Origin of the sequence: Clostridium sp. (genome assembly GCF_047718555.1) — a bacterium.
Lineage (GTDB): Bacteria > Bacillota > Clostridia > Clostridiales > Clostridiaceae > Clostridium_I.
Map to the genome: position 1 here is coordinate 44,859 of NZ_JBDNRK010000005.1, position 20,396 is coordinate 65,254.

A 20,396-nucleotide genomic window follows, 5' to 3' on the forward strand; every position below is an offset into this window, starting at 1 on the left:
TGCGTGTGTATGTGTGTGCGTACAGCGTGTGTAAGCGGTAGAGCAAGTGTGTGTGCAGATATGCAGATAAGTACATAAGCAGAAGTGTATACACTGTGTATCTATGTACCTATTACAACCTACAAGTATATAAGAAAAGCATAAATAACAGCTAAAGCAGCAATAAAAAGTCCTTTCTACTGCTTTTTACAGCTCCTAAAATTATTCTAACCTTAACTATTCTATTCTTTTAATAAACTATTTCAGAGATTATCCAAACAAATACAACCATTTCCAGTACATATTACATATATCTGCATACACATTTCTGTATATTATCCACATATACACAAGCATATCAGTGTATAACCTGTACATATTCACATACCTCATAGACCTCTCCTACTTAAAAATGCTGGAGCAGATTGACCTCTCCTACTTAAAATCTCACTGACCCCTCCCCAGTATTAAAAATACCTCTCCCCCAGATATAAAAAAATAAGGAAAGGTAATTTAAGTTTAAGTTTACCCCTCCCCTCTATTAAAAAATTATCTCTTTCTACTCGTCCTTAATTCCTCTGCTTCCCTTTTTAATCGCTCTAGGTTTTCATTATCTTTAGCAGTTCTATTTTCTGCCTTTAACTTATTAGGTACAGCTCTATTTACAGCCCTCTGTCTTTTAAATTCTGCCTTAGTAGCCTTCACATCTGCTACTCCCTTTGCTATATCATTAATACCTCTTTCAGCACTTCTAGTACCATGAGTAAAAATTTTCGGTGCAAAGAAAGCCAGTATTGCTAAAATTATTGGCATTGATTACTCCCCCTGTATTTTAAAATAATCTGTTAGCTTATACGGATATTATAATTGAAATTCACAGCAAAAAATAGCGGTAAGTTATGGAACTTTTCTGTTGCCCTCTGTATATTTTTTATCTTCTTCCAGTACCCTTAGAGCTATTACTTCAACAAACGGTAAGTACAGCGGTAAATCATATCCAGTAGTACCATCCCAGTTTTTAAATTCTTCATACAGCTCTACTGCTTTGCTCTCTTCTGGATAGTTCTTTTGAAGCTCTTTTAATTCCAGTGCCATTTTATCAAAATCTCTATCATGTAGTATCGAATTATCTAGCTTATAGTACAGATAAGAATATATCAACATCTGCAATCTTCTTCTGCGGATAAGGTAAAATATCTTTTCATCTAAGCCAGAAGGACAGTCCTTGTATCTGAACCGTCCCTGTGCTTTTTTCTTTCCAGCCATATTACTCACTTGCTTTCTTTAGTTTTTTATATAAGCTGTCTTTCTGCTTTACATACTTTAAGTTTAGGAAGTCCATTATTTCATCCTCAACTGAATTTTCTCTTTTATCTCTTCTGCGGATCTGTCTTGGTGATAGTATCGCAAACTCTGTCTTTGATACCTTGTCCACATCTTTATCCTTTAGTATCTCCAGTAGAATCCAATCTGCTAGAATGTTTAAAAGGTATGATGGAAGATTACTCCCCCCTGTTCTTTCAAAAAATTCCTCGTTTATCTGTACTGTGCGATTATATCTTTCTTGTAAACTTGGCACTAGAGCTACTTCCACCATTGCGTTAATACTATTTTCAAACTCTGTTAATACATCATTTCTAGCCATTAGTTCAACTCCCCCATATCTATTAGAACCCTCTCTATCTTCTTCTTAACAGCGTTACAATGCTTGACCACCATTTGCTGTGTGATATCCAATTTGCTTGCTACTTCTTCCTGTGTATATCCAGCTATCCAGTAATGGTCTACAATAAACTGTTGCTTCTTTGTTAGCTGTGATTGCTCTATAATTAAATCTAAGTCCATAAGTAAATTACTTGCTTCCAAATCTGCCTTATAGTATCTGGATTCCCCTAGTTTATGCTTGTTTTGAAGTAGTGAAATTATATGTTCAACTGTGTAATTATTAATCTGCATTGTTGTAGCCCTCCAGCTCTCTATAGTATTTCTGTGTTGGTACAAAGTGGTACTCATAATACTGCATAGCTTCATCAACTTTTTTCTCCAGCTCTTCTAATGTTCCATTGTTATAGATGTAGTAATCTGGAGTTATTAAGTCTATCTGTGCTTCCGTTTTATGATTCATCTGTTCTAATGTTGTTGTTTCTGCGGATTGCATTAACCTTTGTACTCTTATTTCATCTGTAGCTACAACCTTAATTATTAAAAAACCATTCTTTCTAAGGTAATCAGCTTCATTAACAAATCTACAATCAGTGACCAAAAAATCCGCTTCATATCTGTATAAAGCTTCTATATCCTTAATTCTGCGGTCTAGGTAATTCACCCAAACATCTTTATCCAGCTCTCTCATTGCAGAACCTATCTGCTGATAATGTTTCCTTGGTTTTCCTTCTAATAAAGCTTCTGGAAAATAATCCTTTATAATACCAGTGATTCCATCTGCTAAAGCCATCTTGTGAAAGTCACCATAATTCTCAATCATTGAACCTACTGTATCCTTGCCACTTCGCATTTTACCTACTATTGCAATCTTCATATTCATTCCCCCATTTTGTATTTGAAGGTTTCTTACCCTCCTACTATTAATGAGCGGAGCTGTTTGACTTTGTGACTGAATTATGCTAAAGTGTAATTGTGAAAATGATAAGGGAGTGATTACATTGCGTAGACCTAATATTGACAGCATAAGACACAGCTCAATTAACGATACAATATTGAATATAATAAACTCTGTGGATGGGATAACTATTACTTCCAGATTGGACGACGCTCTCGCTGAAAGAGGACTTTCCCAAAAGGACTTGGCAGAAATAACAGGGCTAAGACAGGCTTCTATTAGTGAGCTAATTAAGGGCGATAAAACAAGCCTAAATAAGTTACATATAATCGTTGTAATGATAGCTTTAAGAATAACAGATATGTCTGAAATATTATCTATAGAATTTGACGAAAAGACTAAGCAGAAATTTGACAGGGAAGCTACGGAATGGATAGAAACAAAATCTATGCCACTGGAAGTAATTGAATTAGTAAATAACAATAAAAAGGAGAGCTAAACAGCTCCCTTTCTTTTTACTCTTCTTTTTCTTCTGGTTCTCCATCCAATTCATATTCAGCTACCAACTTTTCTCCTTTGTAGTGCCTAACCAGCTTTCTATCTGTTCCTTTGATTGAATATTTTACCGCCATAGGCTCATTAGGTTCTGGCTCACCGATACTATCAATAATTTCTAAATCCTTATTTTTATATTTACTTTCTATGCCCTCATATTGATATTCTTGACCATTAGCTTTTGCCAATGTGTATGGGTCATAAAAACTTTCTTCCTCATTATCTTCTCTCTGGATTATATTTCCTTCTTCGTCTAAGTGAATGGATACTGCGAATAGCTCATTTACTGTTTCTCCGTTTACTTCCCTTGGTACTGTAGCATACTGCTCTTGACCGTTGATGTTGAATACAACTTTAAACTGTAGCTCTGTTAAAGCAATTTCTGTATCTTCTGGAACTCCTATTCTATCACCTAACCCTCTAAGAGCTTCCCCTATTATCATATTTAAATTCTGTTCCTGTTTTATCTTCCCATTTATATAAATTTGCATTTAACATTCCTCCTTAAATTGGATGGCTAAAACTGCTGGCATAATAACTAACCAAAACACTCCTGCAAAAATTGATTCCCCCATAATACCTCCTAGAAATGCTTTAAATTAAATGACTTGTTACCTTTGAAATCCATCTTTACAGATACTTCCTTGATACCTCTACCGCTGGCTAATAAATGACTAAGTATGTTATATAATTCATCTGTTATTGTTTCACTGGAAGGTGGTCTTTTATCTTCTTCTTTTACCTCTGCTTCCTGTTCATCTGTAATATCGAATCCTATTTTCTTCTTTCCCATTCTTACATTCCCCCTAAGTTTTTTAATTTCGTAACATCTATATCTATTTCATTAGCTGGCTTACCACCAAAGGCTCTAAACTCTGGTATATATTTTGCTTCACCAAGCTTAACTGTTCCTATCTTCTTTGAATGTAAATCTACAGCCAGAAGCTTTGTTCCACTGTCTACTAACTTGTTATACTTCTTACCCCTTAAATGGAGTTTGCCAGTTCTAGTCCAGAAATCAGTGAAATTAGTAACCATTTCTAAATATACTTTTCTACCATTATGCTCAAAATAGAAATCTGCGTCGCTTCCTATCTTAGTTTCTGGTAAGAAATTTCTATCCTTATCAGTTCCATTTAAGTGTAGCTGTACTCCTAGAATCCTCTTGGAATTAACAAATATATAATCCTCCAGTATCCAATTTAAGATTATATCCTGTGCATATCTGATTGAATCTCTGCTATCCCTAGCATAACTCACCTCATATACAGTCTTTAATACTTCTAGCTCTACTTGTCCTATAGAACCTTTTAAAATATTGATATGTTCTCTGCTACATCTGTTTATGAACTCTTCTCCTGTTGCTACTTTTACCTTTTCCAACTTCTCTAAAACTGACATACTCATTATTCAATCCCCCTGTAATTTTGGTTTCATAAATAATGAGCGGTGTCTTTTATCTTTGTGACATTCTTATAAAATCATACTGTGATTCTAATTGTTTATCAGTCATACAAGCCAATTGATAAACTAAATAATACCTCTGCTCTTCTGTAGCTCTTTCCTTTACTACTAATCTATTTACAATATAATCAACCATGTCACTTCTTTTCATTTATATGCCCCCCCTCTATTTTTGTTATATTCTTCTCTGTTCTCCATCCATTGAGCCACAGGTATTTCTTCACCCCATTTGTACATAACTACCGTATCTGTTTTAACTGGGAATTTGAACCATTCAATATTGGTCATTATGCGGTCAAGTTCTGCGATAACCTCTGGAGCTACTGTGTCTGGAACTTCTAGTAGTATTTCATCATGAATTGTTCCTATAAGCTTGTACTCTTCCCCAAGGTTTTTTAAATAAGCATTTACTCTCTGCATAACTAACTTTATATAATCTGCGGAAGAGCCTTGGATTACAGCATTAACAGCTTGTCTTGTAACTCTGCTGTATGCTTTTGCTACTTCCCAATATTCTTGCTTTAAGCTTCTGGATAACTTCTTTTCAGCCCAAATGTTAGAAGGTATATATCCAAGCTTCTGTTTTATCTTTTTACAAACTGCATGATATTTTGTAGCTACCTGTTTATGACCTTTGAATCTTCTTTTCCTACCTAAGTAAGTTTCAACATATTCATTTTTGTCTACAAAATCTTTAATGCTCTGGATATATGCTTTTGCTGTAGGATAAGTTTCCAAGAAATCTATTATAAATTGCTCTGCTTCCTCTATTGGTATCTCTAATTGTTGGGAAAGAGTATAAGTTGAAGTACCGTACATAACTGCAAGTAATCCAGTTTTCATTCTCTTTCTAGGCTTAAAAGTATGTGTTGGGTCGTAAGCTCCATCTAAGCAATATTTTTCTTCTAAGTTGAACACCTTTCTAGCAAGTGACACATATAAATCCTTCTTAGTTAAATATGGTTCCTGGAATTGTTTATCACCAGACATATAAGCTAAACATCTTGGCTCTATCTGGCTCAAATCCTTACCTAGTATTACTTTGCCTTTCGGTGCTACTACCATTGGTCTAGCTTCTGGTGGTATATTCTGTAGGTTAGGATTGTTGGAGCTGTACCTTCCTGTCTTTGTACCAGTTTGATTAAAGCTACCATGTAATCGGCTGTCCCTCTGCCAAACCTTCTGCGGTAATGCTTCAAAGTAAGTAGTTAGTAATTTGTTTTTACCTCTATAGTCCAGAAGCAATTGTAGATTCTCATTGCTCTGTGCCAGGAACTTTATGGTATCAGCGTCAACACTTCTTTTCTTACTGACATCTTCCAGCCCCCAATCGTCATATAAAGCTTTACCCAACTGGTCATTACTATTGATGTTTATACCGCCAAATATTTCATGAAGTTTTGCTTCCATTTCTCTTACTTCGGCACTAAGCTTAACTGTATATTTCTGTGCAAATGAAAGGTCTACCAGCATACCATTCTTTTCCATATCAAACGCTGTAATAGTATTAGGTAATTCAATCTCAAAATAAATCTTTCCAAGCTTCGGTAATCTCTCAAATTGTGTCTTAATCCACTTGTAGAACTTGTAACATAAGTGAGTATCTTTACAAGCATATACAGTACCAATATCAAAAGGAGTATTCTCAAAACCACCCTTACCAAATAGCTCTTCGTATGTGCTGGACTTATCTTCAAATCCGAAATATTTACCGTACTTAGTAGCTAGGTTCTTCAATGCATAAGTAGGCTCATTCTCATTCAATACTTTCATTGCTATAAGCGTATCCATCAATAAGCCTTTAACATATATTCCCTCTCTGTAGAACATATGAAAATCGAACTTAGCATTGTGGAGTACCTTTCCTATACTGCTGTCCTCTAAATATTCTTTCAATGCACTGAATACCATCTTAGGAGGAAGCTGTATTTCTGACCACTCTTGCTCATGTCTTATAGGAATGTAAACATGGTAGTCGGCTTTGGGTAATGTTATAGATATACCTACAATGTGATTCTTGTCATAATCCAAACCGTTTGTTTCTGTATCCAGTCCAGTTTCTTCTTCTTTCTTTAAATCCTGTGCCAGCTTTTTTAAATCAAATATGTTAGTAATTAACTTATAATTATCTGGCTTTTCCGCTATCATCTTCGCAATGATTTTTTCTTTTCTACTTTCCATAAGGATTTTGTAAAGGTTCAACGCATGGGACTTACTAAACTTCTTCATACTCTCAACATGAGTTCCTAGTTCTCCATCCTCAATAGCTTGTTTAACTTCTAATAATCTCTGCTTATCTAAATCTGAAATCTTTGTCTGGAATATTCCTTTTTTCTTGCCATATCCAGTAACCCATACTTCATCCCAAGTCGGCTCTTCTTTTGCTTTGGCTTTCTTGGCTTTGGCTTCTTTAATTCTCTGCTGTTTTTCAGCCTGTTTTTTCTGCTCTTCTTCAAACTGCTTAGAAATGTCTTTCATCTGCCCAGTCAACTCCTTTCAATAATAATGAGCGGACAAAAGAAAGGATGTGACATTTAGCCACACCCTGTTTATTACTATTCTGCTGTTATTAAATCTGGAGTATATTTTTTAAGTTCTCTTACTTGGAACATCTGTACAAACTCGGTAGTTTCTTGTGCTGGGTCTAACACCATTATTAATGTCATTGCCACAGCTCCAGCGTGTTTTTCAGCAAGTATCAAATCTCCTAAAGCTCCGAACTCTTTTATTTTTTCTGTAGCTCCCTCCATATCTTCTGTAGGGAATATTCCGCAATCAATGTCTGGAGAATATCCTTCTAATAACACTTTTCTTCTGTAAACTTCTTGTGCTAACTTCTCAATGTAGTCGTTAATGTCAGCTATGCTATCAAAAATGTAATCAACTGTTCCTGTAGTCTTTGTTAAATCATCTAAATCAAATTCGATTACTGATAATGTATACTTAATATCTGGAAGTATTTCTGTTTCTCCTTCTTCAATCTCTGGTTCATCTACTGTTATTTCTCTTCCAAGGTCTATTCCCAAGCTGTCAAATATTGCTATGTTTGCTAGAGCTGTAGAAAGAAGATTGACGGTATCCTCTTCCACAAATCTGTGTTTGAAATCTATTAGAAGTATGTCTGCTACTTCTGTATTTACTTTTAATTCATCTGCTGTGAATCCCTCTTCTATAAGTTCTGCGTAGATATCCAGTAATAATTGTTTTGTATCTGCTCCCTTATCCTCTGTGATTATTTCCTCGAATTGTTCTACCAATACATTAATATTTTTCATTATTTTGTACCCCCCATTAATTTTTCAATATTTTGCAATAATGTTTCATATTCTTGTATTGAAGCTTTCGCCTTGTCCTGTGTATCCTTATGTTCTTGAATAACTTGCTCACATTCGTCTACAACTTCCTTCAAGCTGTTATTAGCGTGGTTTAATTCTGATATCAAATTAGCGAATACAGACATTGCACTTTCTACACCTAATACTGCTAACTTAGCCTTATCAAATAATGTAACTTCAACTTCCTTAACTTTCTTAAAAAATCCTAACATTCTGTTTCCCCCTATAATTTTTATTTTGTGGCTTGACTGCCTACACTAATAATGAGCGGTCTATTTATACTTTGTGACCTCTATCTCCATTTACCAACTTTTGTTATTGGACTTCTCTGCTCTTGCTCTTTTTTGTGCTGTAAATATTTAGCGTACTCAACTATATCTATTTCAAAATCCTTCATCATGTTTTCAAGCTTACTGATTCTGTACTCAAAGTAATAAGCTGTAATTAAGACTGTGAATAGTAAAATTGCAAATATTAAACCAGTGCTAGTCATACTATCTCCTTCTCCCCTTATTGGAATTAAAGTACCGCTGTTTAGGTTTCTGCGGTGTAAACTTTGACCATTCTTCCTCTGTAGTAATCCTCTGCATAGCTACATTGAAATACTCGTCGTAAGGTTGGAGCTTCTTATAAAACATCTGAACTAAACTTCTAGCTCCAGAAAACTTTTTAAAATGACTGTGGAAATCATATGGGCAATTCTTACGCACCACAACATAATCTTTAGCGTGTAATATCTTAAACTCCCCATCTTCCCACAGCGTTCTCGCCATTACTCCTTCTCCCCATACAATTTAGCGTGACCATTATCTAGTAGCCACTGATTGAAGTCTTGTCCATCTAAAATTACTGTGGCTAACCAGCGTCCATACTTGTCTTGCTTTAATACTCTTAGAACTACAGTTTCCCCAGTCAATTTATTTTCAACTAAAGTCTTAACTTCCTTTCCTTCTGGTGTACTTGTTTCTGGAGCATTGATTACCGCAAGTCTAAATTTCTCCTTAACAAAAATGTTAAATCCTAAGTCTAAATGACATTGTATTGTATCTCCATCAATAACTCTCTCAACAAAAGCTTTATATTCATACATTAGTTAATCCCCCTTCTGTATTCCTCCAGCTCTTTCTTAAATGCTTCGGTCTTATGATAGCCACAGCAATACATTTCATAGCAATGACCTCTGTAAACACAGTCTTTTACCATACAGGAAGCTAGCTCTGGATTTTCTTTTGCTATCTCTTCTTTAACTAATTTCCAAGCTTGCTGTGTTTCTGGTGAAGCTCCATGACATAACCTCTTTCTGGAAATAGTAATTAGTGCCTGTGCATTTGCTTCTGATTCATGTGTTACCTCTGCTCCCTGTGGCTTTACATTTCTATCCTCACCAGTTCTGTCCGTTCTTTGTGTAGATATCCAATGCTCTATACCGAATTTGTGGCGAACAAAATGTGTACTAACCCAGTAAGGTATTCCCAGCCACCGCCAGCTAAATTTCAGTTTTCTAATTGGACTGTGTTCTGATAATAAAAGCTTCCTTTTCCAGTTAGAAGAAGGCTCTCCGTCACCCTCTCCTTTTCCTACTGTAGTTCTGCAACTATCAGCTACTTTTCGCCAGCTACCATCTACCCCCAGAAATTTAATTTTCATCATGCTCACCTCTTCTTAGGTCTGATAAATAATCTAATAGGTTGTCCAATTCATCTTGCTTTTCATCTATCACAAGGTCTTTCTCACCTATAATGTCCTGTAGCTCCATTATTCTTATATCCTTGGCATTTATTATGCTGTTATAATATTTACCATCTTCGCTTTGCTCCAATTCTTCATAATCATCCATGAGGGCTTCATATTCTTCCTCTAATTTAGCTACCTCAAACTCTGCGGTCTTTATCTTGTCGTAAATATATCCAACTAATTCCATAGCATCTATCTGGTCTGCTGGCTTACTAAACATCTTCATAAGGTCGCTTGTTATTTCTGCTAAAGTAGTCATATTATTCCCCTCCCTTTAATTCAATTGATAGGCAATCATCACCTAAGTAGACATAGCTTTCAAAACTTATCTCATTGCTATTTATAATTGCTGTAATGGCTCTGATTTTATGTTCCTCTGGAGTTGTAGGTCTTGGGCTGTGGAGCTGTAATTTGTAACCAGCCACCTCACCTTTTAACTGCTCTATTTCAATCTGCTTCTTTAATAATTCCTCTGCGTGTCTTTCCTTTATTTCATCTATCTGCTTAGTAACATAATCAGCTATCTTCTCTGGCAATTCTTTTACTTTGTAATCATCAATTATATTCTCTATGTCTTGCATAATATCGAAATAATCCTTGTACACCATATTAAAAGCCCTCCTATTATTGGTAAGACAGACAAGGGATTAAACCCCTGTATGTCCTGTTCCACTTGTTCTTTTAACCTCTGTATTGCAATTATCCGATTCCAAGAACTTAATAAATATGCCCTGTGCTACTCGCTCCCCTTTTTTGATTACAACTGTATTCTCTTCGGTAAGGTCTAATATTCTAGGTATTCTGTGGAACATTCCGCTAACATCTTCTATACAAATTGAGCCAGCAACCATTATCTGTGGTTTCAAGTTTCTAAGTCCTATCATCATGTTTCCATCATTGTCCACATTTTCGTAGTAATCTGAATCAATAACTCCTATAGTGTTTGTAATCATAAGGTCTTTCTTACTTCCTATAGAGCTTCTAACATCTATAAATAAAAATTCATCTGCTCCCATATATGCTTTAACATCTGTCTTGAATTTGACGCTCTGCTGTGGAAGAATGGTTAAATCTACAGTAGAAAAGAAATCATACCCAGCACTTGTCTTAGTACCTCTTACTGGAAGGTAAACTGAATCCTCTGGTAATGTTCTATGTCCATCTGCTATTATTTCAAAGCCTCTAATTTTTTCCATATTATTTACCCCCAAGTATTCTTTTTATTAATGCTCGTACTATCCTATCTTCCGTATAGGTAGCCAAATACTCCCCATCTTCTAGTGCAACAATAGAACCATTTTTTACTATCAATGTTAAATCCGCTGGCAGTTCTATAACCTCTGTTTTATTTATTGGCTTATCAGCAGTAGGCTCTTCTGGTGGCTCTGGACAACTACAGCTACCACAACTACCGCAATGACCTTCGCATTTTTCTTTTACTTCTTCCTCTTCTACTTCCTGTGGCTCAAACATATAATTTTCTTTAGTACATAAATCACATGGAAATTCATCACAGGTAAATTTCTCGTATTTACAGATATCACACTCAAAACTATCCGCTGTTACCTTGGCTTCCCATTTATTGTTATCTATGTAGCAATCATCACAAGGTTGGTCATATCCGTTTACATCTTCAAACTTGCAAGTGTCGCAATCTAGGCTTGGCTCTTCACTATCCACAAATTCACTACCGTATTCATCACATCTGGAACAAGGTTCTTGGCTGTAAAACACCTCATAAAACTTACATTCTCCACAATTTCTACCCATAATTACATCCACCTCAATTCTTTTTGTATAAATCTTAGTGCATATTTTAAAGCTGTTACTTTTAATCCATCTTCTAAATTGAATGTGTCCTCTGGGTCGCACTTTGCTACAGATTTTGTAGTCTTTCCTGTATTAATATCATGGTAAAAAGCAACTACAACTCTCGCTTCTTCGTTGTAGATAATCCTGTCCAATCTTGACATTAAAGGTATATAATTATTTGCTTGTATTGAAAGTGACATAAACTCTTTATCTTTTTTAGTAATCACTATGTTAGCTGGTTTTACTGGCTCAAACATTTCATATGTCCAATTCCAACTTCCTTCATCTTCTGCTACAAAATATCTAGTGTCACCATTTGGATAGTCGTCTACCCTAGAGATTGTTACTATTTTCCCAGCTAAATCTACCATTTCACTTGTAGCACCATCTGTCATATTACCTTCCTCTGTGTAATAACTACCAAAATCTAAATCCTCTCTAACCTTAATTCTCTGACCTACTCTTAACTTTGCCATAATTGTTTTCCCCCTTTTGTTTTAGGCTTGCTTAACTGCCTTACACTAATAATGAGCGGAGGTTTTTTGAGTTGTGACATTTCGGTTTTTGGATAAAAAAAAGAAGAGAGCCATTACAGCTCCCTCTAGTTTTACCGAATAGGACACGCTCCCCCTGTACATTCAGAATCGCCAATGTCGAACTCTTCGCCCTTTTCAAATTGTAGTAGCAACTCTGGATTAAAGTCTTTCATTTCTGCTACTCTGTTGTTATATTCTTCTTCTGTAATTGCTTCAAACGGTAATAGTTGGAAATAAGAATCGTCTAATGCTAAGAAAGATATTCCTATACAGCTATCCCAGTTTTCATAAACCCATTCTTCTACAGCTTCCCACTCATGCTCTCTCACAGATACCGTAATACTTGCGTTGTGGCCAACATAGAAGTCCATGAACATTTTGTATATTTCTAATTGCTCTATCGCTGAAACATCATATTTTGTGCGACCTTCTGGAGCTTTAACAGGGAACTCAATTACATATGTCCTTGCATTTTCCCAAGTCTGCCCTACTTCTGGGTGTACTGGATATCCAAGGCTCAAACAAACTTTAGCCAGTGCGTCGTCTGCGTTAATTCTTATTCTCCTAACATAATAAGCACTGTGGCTGAAATGTAGTCCAGAAGAAACCGTAGGAAGTAAGGATAATGTACCCTCTGGCTTAACAGTGGTAACCAGTAAAGACTTATTCAATCCTAATTCCTCTGCTATATCATCTGCTCCCTTTCTTGCTCTATCTCTCATTAAATCAAGTAAATATTTTTGTGCGTTCTTATCCATGTTCACAGCATTAACCATATCTTGCCATCCTGTTAAAGAAACTCCCAGTAATCTATCTCTATGAAGTTTATAATTCCATTCTGGTAACTCCAGCTCCACCAAAGTCATTCTGTAGGAAGCTCTAGCGTTCAATTCTTGTGTTCTAAGTAATGCTTCTAAATCCACTCTGCCATCCTTTACAAAAGCCATAACATTTATAGTTACTAGGTTACAAGTTTGCTGGTCGTCAAGTAATACCTCTCCGCAAGGATTAGTAAGCTTGAAGTTTTTATTTCTGGATAGAGCATTAGCACCATTGTAGAAAGCTGGCTCTCCACTGAAACGCATTTGCTCAAACTGCCAGTGCCAAAACTCTCTTGTAGGTTTTTTCCAGTGAATTATTGTATTGTTAGAAAGCTGTCTATGAATAATATCAGTATCAACAACCCAGTTACCGTCTTTATCCTGTGTATATAAACCATTCTTAGCCTGTATACATTTAGTATCATCAGCACCAATCATTCCTATTTCAGCACTTCTTCTTACTCCCCCAACAACCACATTCTCTGCTATGATATTGGCGAAATCTAACATATCTATAGATTCTACTGGAGCTATCTCTACCCCATCTGTAAATCTACTTTGGATTACCTTGTTAATCTTTATGAACATATTTAAAAGTGAATTATGTCCAGAAGCAGTACCGCCAAATCTCTTTAGCCTTTCGCCCTTTGGTCTTACAGAATCATAGTCCATAGTAATCTGTACTACCTTTCTGTATTCCTTTTTGGTAAGTAAATCAAAATAGAATCCAAGAGCCTGTGTCCATCCTTCCTTACTATCTCCGACATGAATTACCGCTTTTGCTCCCTGTTCTTTGAATATAAGGCTTGTACTCTCTGCTCTTTTATCTCTAGCTTTTGGCTTGTACTTCTTATGTTTTAATGTCACTTTTCTAAGCTGTGGTAAGTGTGATATGTCCTCTTCCTGTAATACTCTGAATCCAGCTCCAGTTCCAACCATAAGAGCATAAAATAATTCCTGTAGCTTCTCATATTTATTAAGTACAATTCCAGAACAATTGAAGTTAGCTAATGGGTGGTCGCTTACTGCTTCCGTTCCCCCTATCCAGAAAGTTCTTCCAGATAAGAAACATCTAAGATTTACCACATTGTCGAATAGCTCTTCTGCTTCTTCTCTTGTACAATTTTTATCTAAAGAGCAATTATACTCTACAGCTCTTCTAGCAGTTTCTACCCAAGTTTCCCTTCTGCCTTTTTCTGGTAGCCATCTTGAATATGTTCTGTAATAAACAAAAGAGCCTAGTGGTTTCATTGCTTCTAATCCCTCATATTTTCCTATAAATTCATCTGTTAATAATCTCATTTTTTTCTAGCTTCCTCCCAGTAATTAAATTTTGAACCCAGCTACTTAATTCACTGGGTATTTTATAGTCCTACATATTCCTTCTTTAACAACTAAAAATTTTCATCATCTTCCTGTTTGTAGTCGTCCAAGTCATGCTCTAAATGTTTTATCTGTTCGTTTAGTTCAGCAATTCTACCGCCAAGAAATCCTAGTTCATGTGGGCTGTGTGACCTATCTTCCATACCGTAGATTAAATCCTTTATTTCTGCTCTCATTTCTGCTATTCTGTATCTTAAATAGTCCCCTACATTCATCTGGTAAAAACCTTTAGCCATTAAATCTCCCCCTTATACTTCAAAACTCCCTGTATGTTTCTTACTTTGTTAGCGTCAATCCCCGCCATTTCTGCCACAGCTCTATAAGAATGTCCTTGTTTTAATAGCCATGCAGATATAAAATATTCATCCGACCTAACATTCTTATTTAGAATCCCAGTAACATGACTGAATGAATTACCCCTTAGAACATTTACGGTATCCATGTATTTGTAGCCGAACCTCTCTGAAATATCCTTCTTCTTAATTCCTACACTGTTTAAGATTTGAATATATCTTGCTTCATAGGCATTAACACTTCTGTAAGGTATTATTAATTCCATTTCTGTTCCCCCTTTGGTTTTGTTGTTACACTAATAATGAGCGGTATAAGATTCAATTGTGACTTAATTGGTGGGGATAAAGAGAAGAAATAAAATATGTTAAAATTTATGAAAATATATAATTTAATATAAAATAATGGTATGATTTGAAGAAGAGTTAATTCAGAATTGTAAAATAGAACGAAATAGAAAAGCCTTAAACGGAGATGAAGTTCATGGAAAAAAAGAAGCAACATTATATACCACAGTTTTATTTGAATTATTTTACTGACCCTTTGATACCAATTATGTATGCTCCTTATGTATGGGTTTATGATAGAACCGATAAATCTATTAAAAAGAAATCACCTAAAAATATAGCTTACGAGAATGGGTATAATAATATTATGGACAAGGATGGTAATGTTTCCTCTATTGTTGAAGACCAATTCCAAGAGATTGAAGATAATACATCAAAAATATATAGAAAAATTATAAAATTAAAATATATATCAAGAAGTGAGCGACTAACACTTGCTAAGTTTGTATTTTCTATGTTGGAAAGAGTACCTAGGTTTCGTGCTATGTGTAAATTTGCTATTGAAAGTGGGTATGCAGATAAATTTATGAATGAAGATGATAACTTAGAAAACAAATCATCAAAGCTTATGATGGATTCTGTTATTAGGGCAACACATGGGGTAAGTCATTTACTATTAAGAATGGATTGGTCATTATTAATTGCACCAAACGGAGCAAATTTCATAACATCTGATAATCCAGTTGTCGTAAGAAATCCTAAGGAAGTAAATTTATTGATGTGTGGTATTAGTAGTAGTCCAGAGGTCATAGTTACTTTCCCTTTAACTAGTAAGATTTGTTTATTCGGCTCATGGGGAAGGTACAGAAGCGTAGTTGAAAAAATTAGTGTAGGTGAAGTTGAACACATAAATCTTGAAACTTTTATATATTCTAATAGATATTTATTTTCTAGTTCACAATACTTTCAAAAAGAAATATTAGATTTAAACAATTTAATAAATGGCTCATAATTTATATATAGAGATTGAATTCCACATCAAAAGTGTTTGTTGTGCTTATGAATAGCATTTATTGATGTTTTTATAAAAAAGTTAATTCATAATTTTCTATTTAACAGAATATATTAAAGAAGGAAAATATTACACACATAATAAATTCCTTCTCTAAACCTGTCCTATTCTATATATCCACCTTTTATAAACCATGCTATTCCTACTGCTACAGCGTCGGAGCAATCATCAGTATCAAATGTTAAATCTTTCTGTAGTTCCACCAAATGCTCTCTGACACCTTCCTCTACATCTGCCTTACTTGCTTTTCCATCCCCAGCTACAAGTCGCTTTACAGAAGTAGGAGCTATTTCATCTATCTTAGTTATTCCAGAATTTTCATATACCTTTAAGTCGGATACACCAACAACTCTGAAAAGAACTTGTGTTACATTTGCATATCTATTAAAACCTTTTTCCCTTACCACAGCTTCAATATCTGGATAATCTTTAAATATTCCAGCTATATCTTTTGCTATCCTGTCCAACCTTTCAGCATGGCTTAATTTTGGTCTATTTCCGCTTTTATTATCAGTGTAGCGTATTTCCTTTACTAATACTTTTCCGTTTGCTATATCCATCACAGCGTATGCTGGAAGTGACATTGATAAGTCCATTGCAAGTATTCTTTTAATTGTTCTTTTCTTATTCGCCACTACAATCAGCACCGTTCACTTGAACCGCTCTAACCAAATAATAAACAGTGAATAATACTGATATACAAGCTCCTATACCATAATCACCTTTAGCAAAATGTGTCAATCCATAACTCAAAGGTAATCCCATAACAAAAAGTTGTATTATAAAAACAAGTATTTCTAACATTTTATCTCCCCCTTAAAAAGTAAAAAATTCTATTATTAAACCGATAATCATTAATACAAATCCTACTATTGTGCCAATAACAATCATTGCTAACAAAACTAAAAATCCTACTCCGATAAAACCAAGTAAGCTCATTATCACCAACTATTTACCTCCCTCACACAGATATTTGTATGGACAAAATAAACATTTATCTGATTGCATTGGCGGTCTATTTTCTGCTTCAACTGCCTTGGTAACTTCTGCAAACTTGTCCAGTAATAATTCCTTTGCTTCATCTGTTGATTTATAATAAAATGTCCTAATATCTACTTTTGCTTCTGCTCCTTTAGTCCAACCATCTTTTGGTAGGCTCTCATACATCAACACAAATTCTTCAAGTCCAAACAGTAATGAATAAGCATTGCACTGTTCTAAATGATATGGTGCTGGAGCTTTCATCTTGTAATGCCCAACTTGTCCTAATGTATTGCTCTTAGTTTTAAATTCAAACCCTATGTCAGTACCATCCTTGTAAGTTAGTATCCCATCCATCATCCCCAGTATTGCGAACCTAGCCCCATTGTGTTCAAATATCTTATGTGTCTTTAAATTCTCTTCCCACATTGGTAGCCCATTCTCTGCAAGCTTTACTGTAAAGTCTGGATTCTTCATCAACATAGACATATATAATAGGTCACTCTGTGTGGCTTCGTGAACCGCTGTAGCGTTCCTTGTCCATCTTCTGTGGTATGGATACTTGTCCTCTTCAATCTGCTTCAATCTTAGAGCCTTAAAGAATAATTCCCTGTCACACTTTGAAGCTCCAGAAGGACTAAATACACACGGTACATCTGGTCTAGCTGGTCTGTTCTTCATGAACTCAATTTCCTGTTCCTTCTGTCTTAGTAAAACTGCTTCCACCCTTTTATCTCCCCAATGTTCGGTTTCATGCCACTTATTAAATTGGTTAAACAGTCCCCCCGCTAAATCTTTGCTTCTCTGTGAAACTTCTGCTTCAACTTTTAAATCTACTTTCTTTGCTAATCCCATGTAAGCAACTCCTTTCTAAAATGCGTAAGTGAATAACCCTACATAAATAATGAGCGGGTACTTCCCAATTTGTGACAAAATAAAAGAAGAGAGCTGTTAAACTCTCTCCTGTGTATTGCTTTTATTAAAATGCTGGGTCAACATCATCTGCTGGCGGTGTATTATTTGTTGGAGCTTCTTCCCCCTCTGGTGTGTAATCTGGGAAGTATTCTTTAACTGGGAATCCAGCTTCATCTAATACCCTTATCATTAAATCCCTAGTTCTTGGTACTAACACACTTTCAAAGAACTTCATGTTTACTTCAACACCATCAAAAGCGTCAAACTTCTCTTGGTCGTCACCTTTCATTTTTAAGATTGGATTTAACTTATAAGAAGTATCTGTTTTGTTGCCTGTTCTTTTGAAGTTGAAAGCTATATCGTTTATGTCGTCTGCATATTCTTCAATCTGTGCTATAAGGTCTTTAGCTTGGTTTTTGGAGCAATCCCATACTCTTATTTGCCCTTTGTCTAAGTCTGCAAAAGCGAATACATACCTCTTTCTTGCATATAAACCGTCGAATCCTTCTACACCAGATTTACTTGCTACACAGTTTGGACATTCTTCCCCAAGTGGTGCTACACAAGGCTGTGTGTAAACTTTATGCTCAAAACTACTGTGAGCCTTATATTCTACATAATCTGTAAGCCCTAATACTCTTACCTTAACTGAATCCTTGTCTTTTAGTCTTATGAATACTGTCTTTAAATCTACATTACCTCCGAAATTGATATCATTGCCTTTTCCTGTTATTAATGACATTTGACATTCCTCCTATTTTTATCTGTTTTTTTGTTGCAATCTATATACAAACACCAATTTTTTGTAGGTGTGCTTGTAATCTTTGTTTAGCTCTCTGTACTTTTTTTCTTTCTGTAGCTGTGTATTTTCCAAATAACCTAGCGAAAGCTTCATTTCTTTCTTTTTGACCTTGTACATCAATGAGAATAGCAATAACTTGTCCTTCTTTATCAGTAGCAATGAACTCTTCTATTACTGTAAGTGTGTCTGGTATTTCATCCACTGAATCATCTAATTCGCAAGTTGGATTAATTTTTTCACTCTCGAATAGTAGGTCGTAATTGTCTGCCTTTAATGTCGCAAGTGTCTTTTTAGCCATATCTAAGTTTCTCTGACTTTTTAACCAAGCTATTGAAAAGAACTTAAATCTTGCTGTGAAGTCCCCCATAGCTTTGTTGTAACCTTTAATGGAATGTGTAACTCCCTCAAAGACTATCCTAGAATTGTAATCATCCTCGTTTATTTTTAAGTCGCTAATGTCATTGTTTCTTATGAAGTAGTCAGTCAACTTAGGTACTAAGGGTAATAATTCATTTACCAAGTCTGTATATGCAAATTGCTTTTCAGTGTCGCTTAATACCTCATTTGAAAGTTTGTGAGCTAAGTTATTTACCATTTCTTTGTTTAAATTTGTCATTGTTTTTCTCTCCTTTTTTCGCTTTCATAAATAATGAGCGGGGTAATTTTGTTTTGTGACATTTCAGTTTTACTCATAAACGGAAAAGCGTAATTGAACTTGCAAAAAAAATATTGTCCGTCATTTGTATTAACTTCCTTGTCTGCGATTACAATATAACCCTTTTCCGTAATAGCGTTCAATACAAAGATTATGGTTACTTATCCACAGTTTTCAGACAATTCATAAGATTATCTACAATGGTCAAAGCAACCACAATTTGAAGGAAAGATTGGTGAATAAGTATTAACTACCAAGTGGTTTATAGAAAGGATATTTTGGAAGGTTTTACATCATTATTTGCCACAAGTATTCTGTCAATTCCTAGCTGATTTATGTCTTTTATTCCTTGGTAAACTGGAAAATCTGAAAGTACTAGGAAACCAGCTAATGTGTCTTTTATATGTTCCCTAAATCTAGCACCTACTGGGTCATTATCAGTTGCAATTACCAGCTCTTCTATTCCAGAACTTAGGAGTATTCTCACCTGTTCTTCTGACAAGTTACTACCCCCTACAGCTACAGCGGGAAGCCCAGCACTCCAAAAGGTTAGAGCGTCAATTTCAGCTTCGCATAAGTAAATTCTTTTAGCTTTCTGTAGTATGCATTGATAGATTCCAAATAGATGTTGACGGATTGGCTGACCCTCTTTTTCATACCAAAAGGTCTTTCCCGCCACTGTTCGGTACTTTACATTCACTACCTCACCTTTTTTATTTGTCCACAGAAGGGCTATTGCTTTTGAATCCTCCAGATAGCCTGTACCAAATAGTTTTTGTACCTCTAATGTAATACCTCTGTTTGTTAGGTAGTTGCTGTTAGAAGTGTATAGGTTGCTTATTTCTGACCGCTCTATTATCTTAGGCTTGTCCTGTTCTCCATATAGGTTTAAATGAAGCTCTAGTGCGGAAGTATCTGAAAGGAATAGTGTGTATTTCTCAATAAGGTAGTTTTCAATAGTTTCATAATCCTCATTTCTAAGAAGTGCCAATAGTTTAGTGAAGTTCCCTTTATAGTAATAATCATCTGTACTTCCAGAATCTATCCACAATCCACTCCCTAGGTTTACTGCAAAGGATGGGTGATTATCAGAACGGAAGGGAGAACAAGCTTGAAACTTATTCCCTCTAATCTGTTCATTCACCCAGTCAAATTGTTCCAGCTCTTCTAGCACATCTACTTCCAATTCAATATCTCTTATTTCCATTTGTTCA

33 protein-coding genes are annotated in these 20,396 nt (G+C 35.3%); 2 read left to right on the forward strand and 31 right to left on the reverse strand.

Annotated elements, in window-relative coordinates; all coding sequences use genetic code 11:
- Positions 1-528: 528 nt before the first annotated feature.
- The 5 genes from ABF633_RS03375 to ABF633_RS03395 form a co-directional block, all read right to left on the reverse strand.
- Entirely contained in the window at positions 529-792 is a 264-nt protein-coding gene (locus ABF633_RS03375; RefSeq protein ID WP_415522021.1) for a hypothetical protein, read from the reverse strand.
- A gap of 84 nt (positions 793-876) precedes the next feature.
- The gene (locus ABF633_RS03380; protein WP_415522023.1) at positions 877-1,245 is read right to left on the reverse strand and encodes a DNA ligase LigA-related protein; all 369 of its coding nucleotides are present in this window, start codon (positions 1,243-1,245) and stop codon (positions 877-879) included.
- Position 1,246: 1 nt separating this feature from the next.
- A complete protein-coding gene (locus ABF633_RS03385) occupies positions 1,247-1,624 on the reverse strand; it encodes a hypothetical protein (RefSeq protein WP_415522025.1) in 378 nt (125 codons plus the stop codon).
- Complete coding sequence (locus ABF633_RS03390) at positions 1,624-1,935, reverse strand: hypothetical protein (protein ID WP_415522027.1); 312 nt, start codon at positions 1,933-1,935, stop codon at positions 1,624-1,626. The genes ABF633_RS03385 and ABF633_RS03390 overlap by 1 nt, the downstream gene beginning before the upstream one ends.
- Positions 1,925-2,518: a hypothetical protein gene (locus tag ABF633_RS03395; protein WP_415522029.1), complete on the reverse strand. Its 594-nt coding sequence runs from the start codon at positions 2,516-2,518 to the stop codon at positions 1,925-1,927. The genes ABF633_RS03390 and ABF633_RS03395 overlap by 11 nt, the downstream gene beginning before the upstream one ends.
- A gap of 82 nt (positions 2,519-2,600) precedes the next feature.
- On the opposite strand from ABF633_RS03395, the gene ABF633_RS03400 reads away from it, so the two are divergent.
- On the forward strand, positions 2,601-3,038 hold the full coding sequence (locus ABF633_RS03400; RefSeq protein ID WP_415522031.1) for a helix-turn-helix domain-containing protein: 438 nt from the start codon (positions 2,601-2,603) through the stop codon (positions 3,036-3,038).
- Positions 3,039-3,054: 16 nt separating this feature from the next.
- Here the strand turns inward: ABF633_RS03400 and ABF633_RS03405 are convergent, their stop codons facing one another.
- The 19 genes from ABF633_RS03405 to ABF633_RS03495 all read right to left on the reverse strand — a co-directional run bounded on the left by ABF633_RS03405 (position 3,055) and on the right by ABF633_RS03495 (position 14,738).
- Positions 3,055-3,585, reverse strand: a complete 531-nt coding sequence (locus ABF633_RS03405; RefSeq protein WP_415522033.1) for a hypothetical protein — start codon at positions 3,583-3,585, stop codon at positions 3,055-3,057.
- Between the two features lie 92 nt (positions 3,586-3,677).
- Complete coding sequence (locus tag ABF633_RS03410; protein WP_415522035.1) at positions 3,678-3,887, reverse strand: hypothetical protein; 210 nt, start codon at positions 3,885-3,887, stop codon at positions 3,678-3,680.
- Between the two features lie 2 nt (positions 3,888-3,889).
- On the reverse strand, positions 3,890-4,501 hold the full coding sequence (locus ABF633_RS03415; protein ID WP_415522037.1) for a hypothetical protein: 612 nt from the start codon (positions 4,499-4,501) through the stop codon (positions 3,890-3,892).
- 49 nt (positions 4,502-4,550) lie between these two features.
- Positions 4,551-4,709, reverse strand: coding sequence for a hypothetical protein (locus ABF633_RS03420; RefSeq protein ID WP_415522038.1), 159 nt, complete (start codon positions 4,707-4,709; stop codon positions 4,551-4,553).
- A complete protein-coding gene (locus tag ABF633_RS03425) occupies positions 4,706-7,036 on the reverse strand; it encodes a DNA polymerase (RefSeq protein WP_415522040.1) in 2,331 nt (776 codons plus the stop codon). The genes ABF633_RS03420 and ABF633_RS03425 overlap by 4 nt, the downstream gene beginning before the upstream one ends.
- Before the next feature lie 77 nt (positions 7,037-7,113).
- Entirely contained in the window at positions 7,114-7,833 is a 720-nt protein-coding gene (locus ABF633_RS03430; RefSeq protein ID WP_415522042.1) for a hypothetical protein, read from the reverse strand.
- Entirely contained in the window at positions 7,833-8,105 is a 273-nt protein-coding gene (locus tag ABF633_RS03435) for a hypothetical protein (RefSeq protein ID WP_415522044.1), read from the reverse strand. Before ABF633_RS03435 ends, ABF633_RS03430 begins: the two co-directional genes overlap by 1 nt.
- Before the next feature lie 80 nt (positions 8,106-8,185).
- Complete coding sequence (locus ABF633_RS03440; protein ID WP_415522045.1) at positions 8,186-8,386, reverse strand: hypothetical protein; 201 nt, start codon at positions 8,384-8,386, stop codon at positions 8,186-8,188.
- A gap of 1 nt (position 8,387) precedes the next feature.
- Positions 8,388-8,666, reverse strand: coding sequence for a hypothetical protein (locus tag ABF633_RS03445; RefSeq protein WP_415522047.1), 279 nt, complete (start codon positions 8,664-8,666; stop codon positions 8,388-8,390).
- On the reverse strand, positions 8,666-8,983 hold the full coding sequence (locus ABF633_RS03450) for a thermonuclease family protein (RefSeq protein WP_415522049.1): 318 nt from the start codon (positions 8,981-8,983) through the stop codon (positions 8,666-8,668). The genes ABF633_RS03445 and ABF633_RS03450 overlap by 1 nt, the downstream gene beginning before the upstream one ends.
- Positions 8,983-9,540: a hypothetical protein gene (locus tag ABF633_RS03455; RefSeq protein ID WP_415522051.1), complete on the reverse strand. Its 558-nt coding sequence runs from the start codon at positions 9,538-9,540 to the stop codon at positions 8,983-8,985. The genes ABF633_RS03450 and ABF633_RS03455 overlap by 1 nt, the downstream gene beginning before the upstream one ends.
- Positions 9,530-9,886: a hypothetical protein gene (locus ABF633_RS03460; protein WP_415522053.1), complete on the reverse strand. Its 357-nt coding sequence runs from the start codon at positions 9,884-9,886 to the stop codon at positions 9,530-9,532. Before ABF633_RS03460 ends, ABF633_RS03455 begins: the two co-directional genes overlap by 11 nt.
- Before the next feature lies 1 nt (position 9,887).
- Positions 9,888-10,235 (reverse strand): hypothetical protein, encoded by a 348-nt coding sequence (locus ABF633_RS03465; RefSeq protein WP_415522055.1) that lies wholly within the window; start codon positions 10,233-10,235, stop codon positions 9,888-9,890.
- 39 nt (positions 10,236-10,274) lie between these two features.
- The gene (locus tag ABF633_RS03470) at positions 10,275-10,823 is read right to left on the reverse strand and encodes a dUTP diphosphatase (RefSeq protein WP_415522057.1); all 549 of its coding nucleotides are present in this window, start codon (positions 10,821-10,823) and stop codon (positions 10,275-10,277) included.
- A 1-nt stretch (position 10,824) separates the two neighbouring features.
- Positions 10,825-11,397 carry a hypothetical protein gene (locus tag ABF633_RS03475; protein ID WP_415522059.1) on the reverse strand — a complete coding sequence of 191 codons (573 nt, stop codon included), beginning with the start codon at positions 11,395-11,397 and terminating at the stop codon, positions 10,825-10,827.
- A 2-nt stretch (positions 11,398-11,399) separates the two neighbouring features.
- Positions 11,400-11,915 (reverse strand): hypothetical protein, encoded by a 516-nt coding sequence (locus ABF633_RS03480; protein ID WP_415522061.1) that lies wholly within the window; start codon positions 11,913-11,915, stop codon positions 11,400-11,402.
- 131 nt (positions 11,916-12,046) lie between these two features.
- Positions 12,047-14,098 carry a ribonucleoside-triphosphate reductase, adenosylcobalamin-dependent gene (gene nrdJ, locus ABF633_RS03485; RefSeq protein ID WP_415522063.1) on the reverse strand — a complete coding sequence of 684 codons (2,052 nt, stop codon included), beginning with the start codon at positions 14,096-14,098 and terminating at the stop codon, positions 12,047-12,049.
- A gap of 92 nt (positions 14,099-14,190) precedes the next feature.
- Entirely contained in the window at positions 14,191-14,394 is a 204-nt protein-coding gene (locus ABF633_RS03490; protein WP_415522064.1) for a hypothetical protein, read from the reverse strand.
- A gap of 20 nt (positions 14,395-14,414) precedes the next feature.
- Positions 14,415-14,738 (reverse strand): hypothetical protein, encoded by a 324-nt coding sequence (locus tag ABF633_RS03495; RefSeq protein ID WP_415522066.1) that lies wholly within the window; start codon positions 14,736-14,738, stop codon positions 14,415-14,417.
- A 215-nt stretch (positions 14,739-14,953) separates the two neighbouring features.
- Here ABF633_RS03495 and ABF633_RS03500 point away from each other — a divergent pair, with 215 nt between their 5' ends.
- Positions 14,954-15,769 (forward strand): DUF4238 domain-containing protein, encoded by an 816-nt coding sequence (locus tag ABF633_RS03500; RefSeq protein ID WP_415522068.1) that lies wholly within the window; start codon positions 14,954-14,956, stop codon positions 15,767-15,769.
- A 164-nt stretch (positions 15,770-15,933) separates the two neighbouring features.
- Here the strand turns inward: ABF633_RS03500 and ABF633_RS03505 are convergent, their stop codons facing one another.
- The 7 genes from ABF633_RS03505 to ABF633_RS03535 all read right to left on the reverse strand — a co-directional run bounded on the left by ABF633_RS03505 (position 15,934) and on the right by ABF633_RS03535 (position 20,389).
- Complete coding sequence (locus ABF633_RS03505; protein WP_415522070.1) at positions 15,934-16,464, reverse strand: crossover junction endodeoxyribonuclease RuvC; 531 nt, start codon at positions 16,462-16,464, stop codon at positions 15,934-15,936.
- Positions 16,454-16,633: a hypothetical protein gene (locus tag ABF633_RS03510; RefSeq protein WP_415522072.1), complete on the reverse strand. Its 180-nt coding sequence runs from the start codon at positions 16,631-16,633 to the stop codon at positions 16,454-16,456. The genes ABF633_RS03505 and ABF633_RS03510 overlap by 11 nt, the downstream gene beginning before the upstream one ends.
- Before the next feature lie 12 nt (positions 16,634-16,645).
- On the reverse strand, positions 16,646-16,777 hold the full coding sequence (locus tag ABF633_RS03515) for a hypothetical protein (RefSeq protein ID WP_415522074.1): 132 nt from the start codon (positions 16,775-16,777) through the stop codon (positions 16,646-16,648).
- Positions 16,778-17,665, reverse strand: coding sequence for a PD-(D/E)XK nuclease family protein (locus tag ABF633_RS03520; protein WP_415522076.1), 888 nt, complete (start codon positions 17,663-17,665; stop codon positions 16,778-16,780).
- Positions 17,666-17,789: 124 nt separating this feature from the next.
- Positions 17,790-18,467 (reverse strand): hypothetical protein, encoded by a 678-nt coding sequence (locus ABF633_RS03525; protein WP_415522078.1) that lies wholly within the window; start codon positions 18,465-18,467, stop codon positions 17,790-17,792.
- 40 nt (positions 18,468-18,507) lie between these two features.
- The gene (locus ABF633_RS03530; RefSeq protein ID WP_415522080.1) at positions 18,508-19,143 is read right to left on the reverse strand and encodes a hypothetical protein; all 636 of its coding nucleotides are present in this window, start codon (positions 19,141-19,143) and stop codon (positions 18,508-18,510) included.
- A 301-nt stretch (positions 19,144-19,444) separates the two neighbouring features.
- The gene (locus ABF633_RS03535; RefSeq protein WP_415522082.1) at positions 19,445-20,389 is read right to left on the reverse strand and encodes a toprim domain-containing protein; all 945 of its coding nucleotides are present in this window, start codon (positions 20,387-20,389) and stop codon (positions 19,445-19,447) included.
- Between the last annotated feature and the right edge of the window lie 7 nt (positions 20,390-20,396).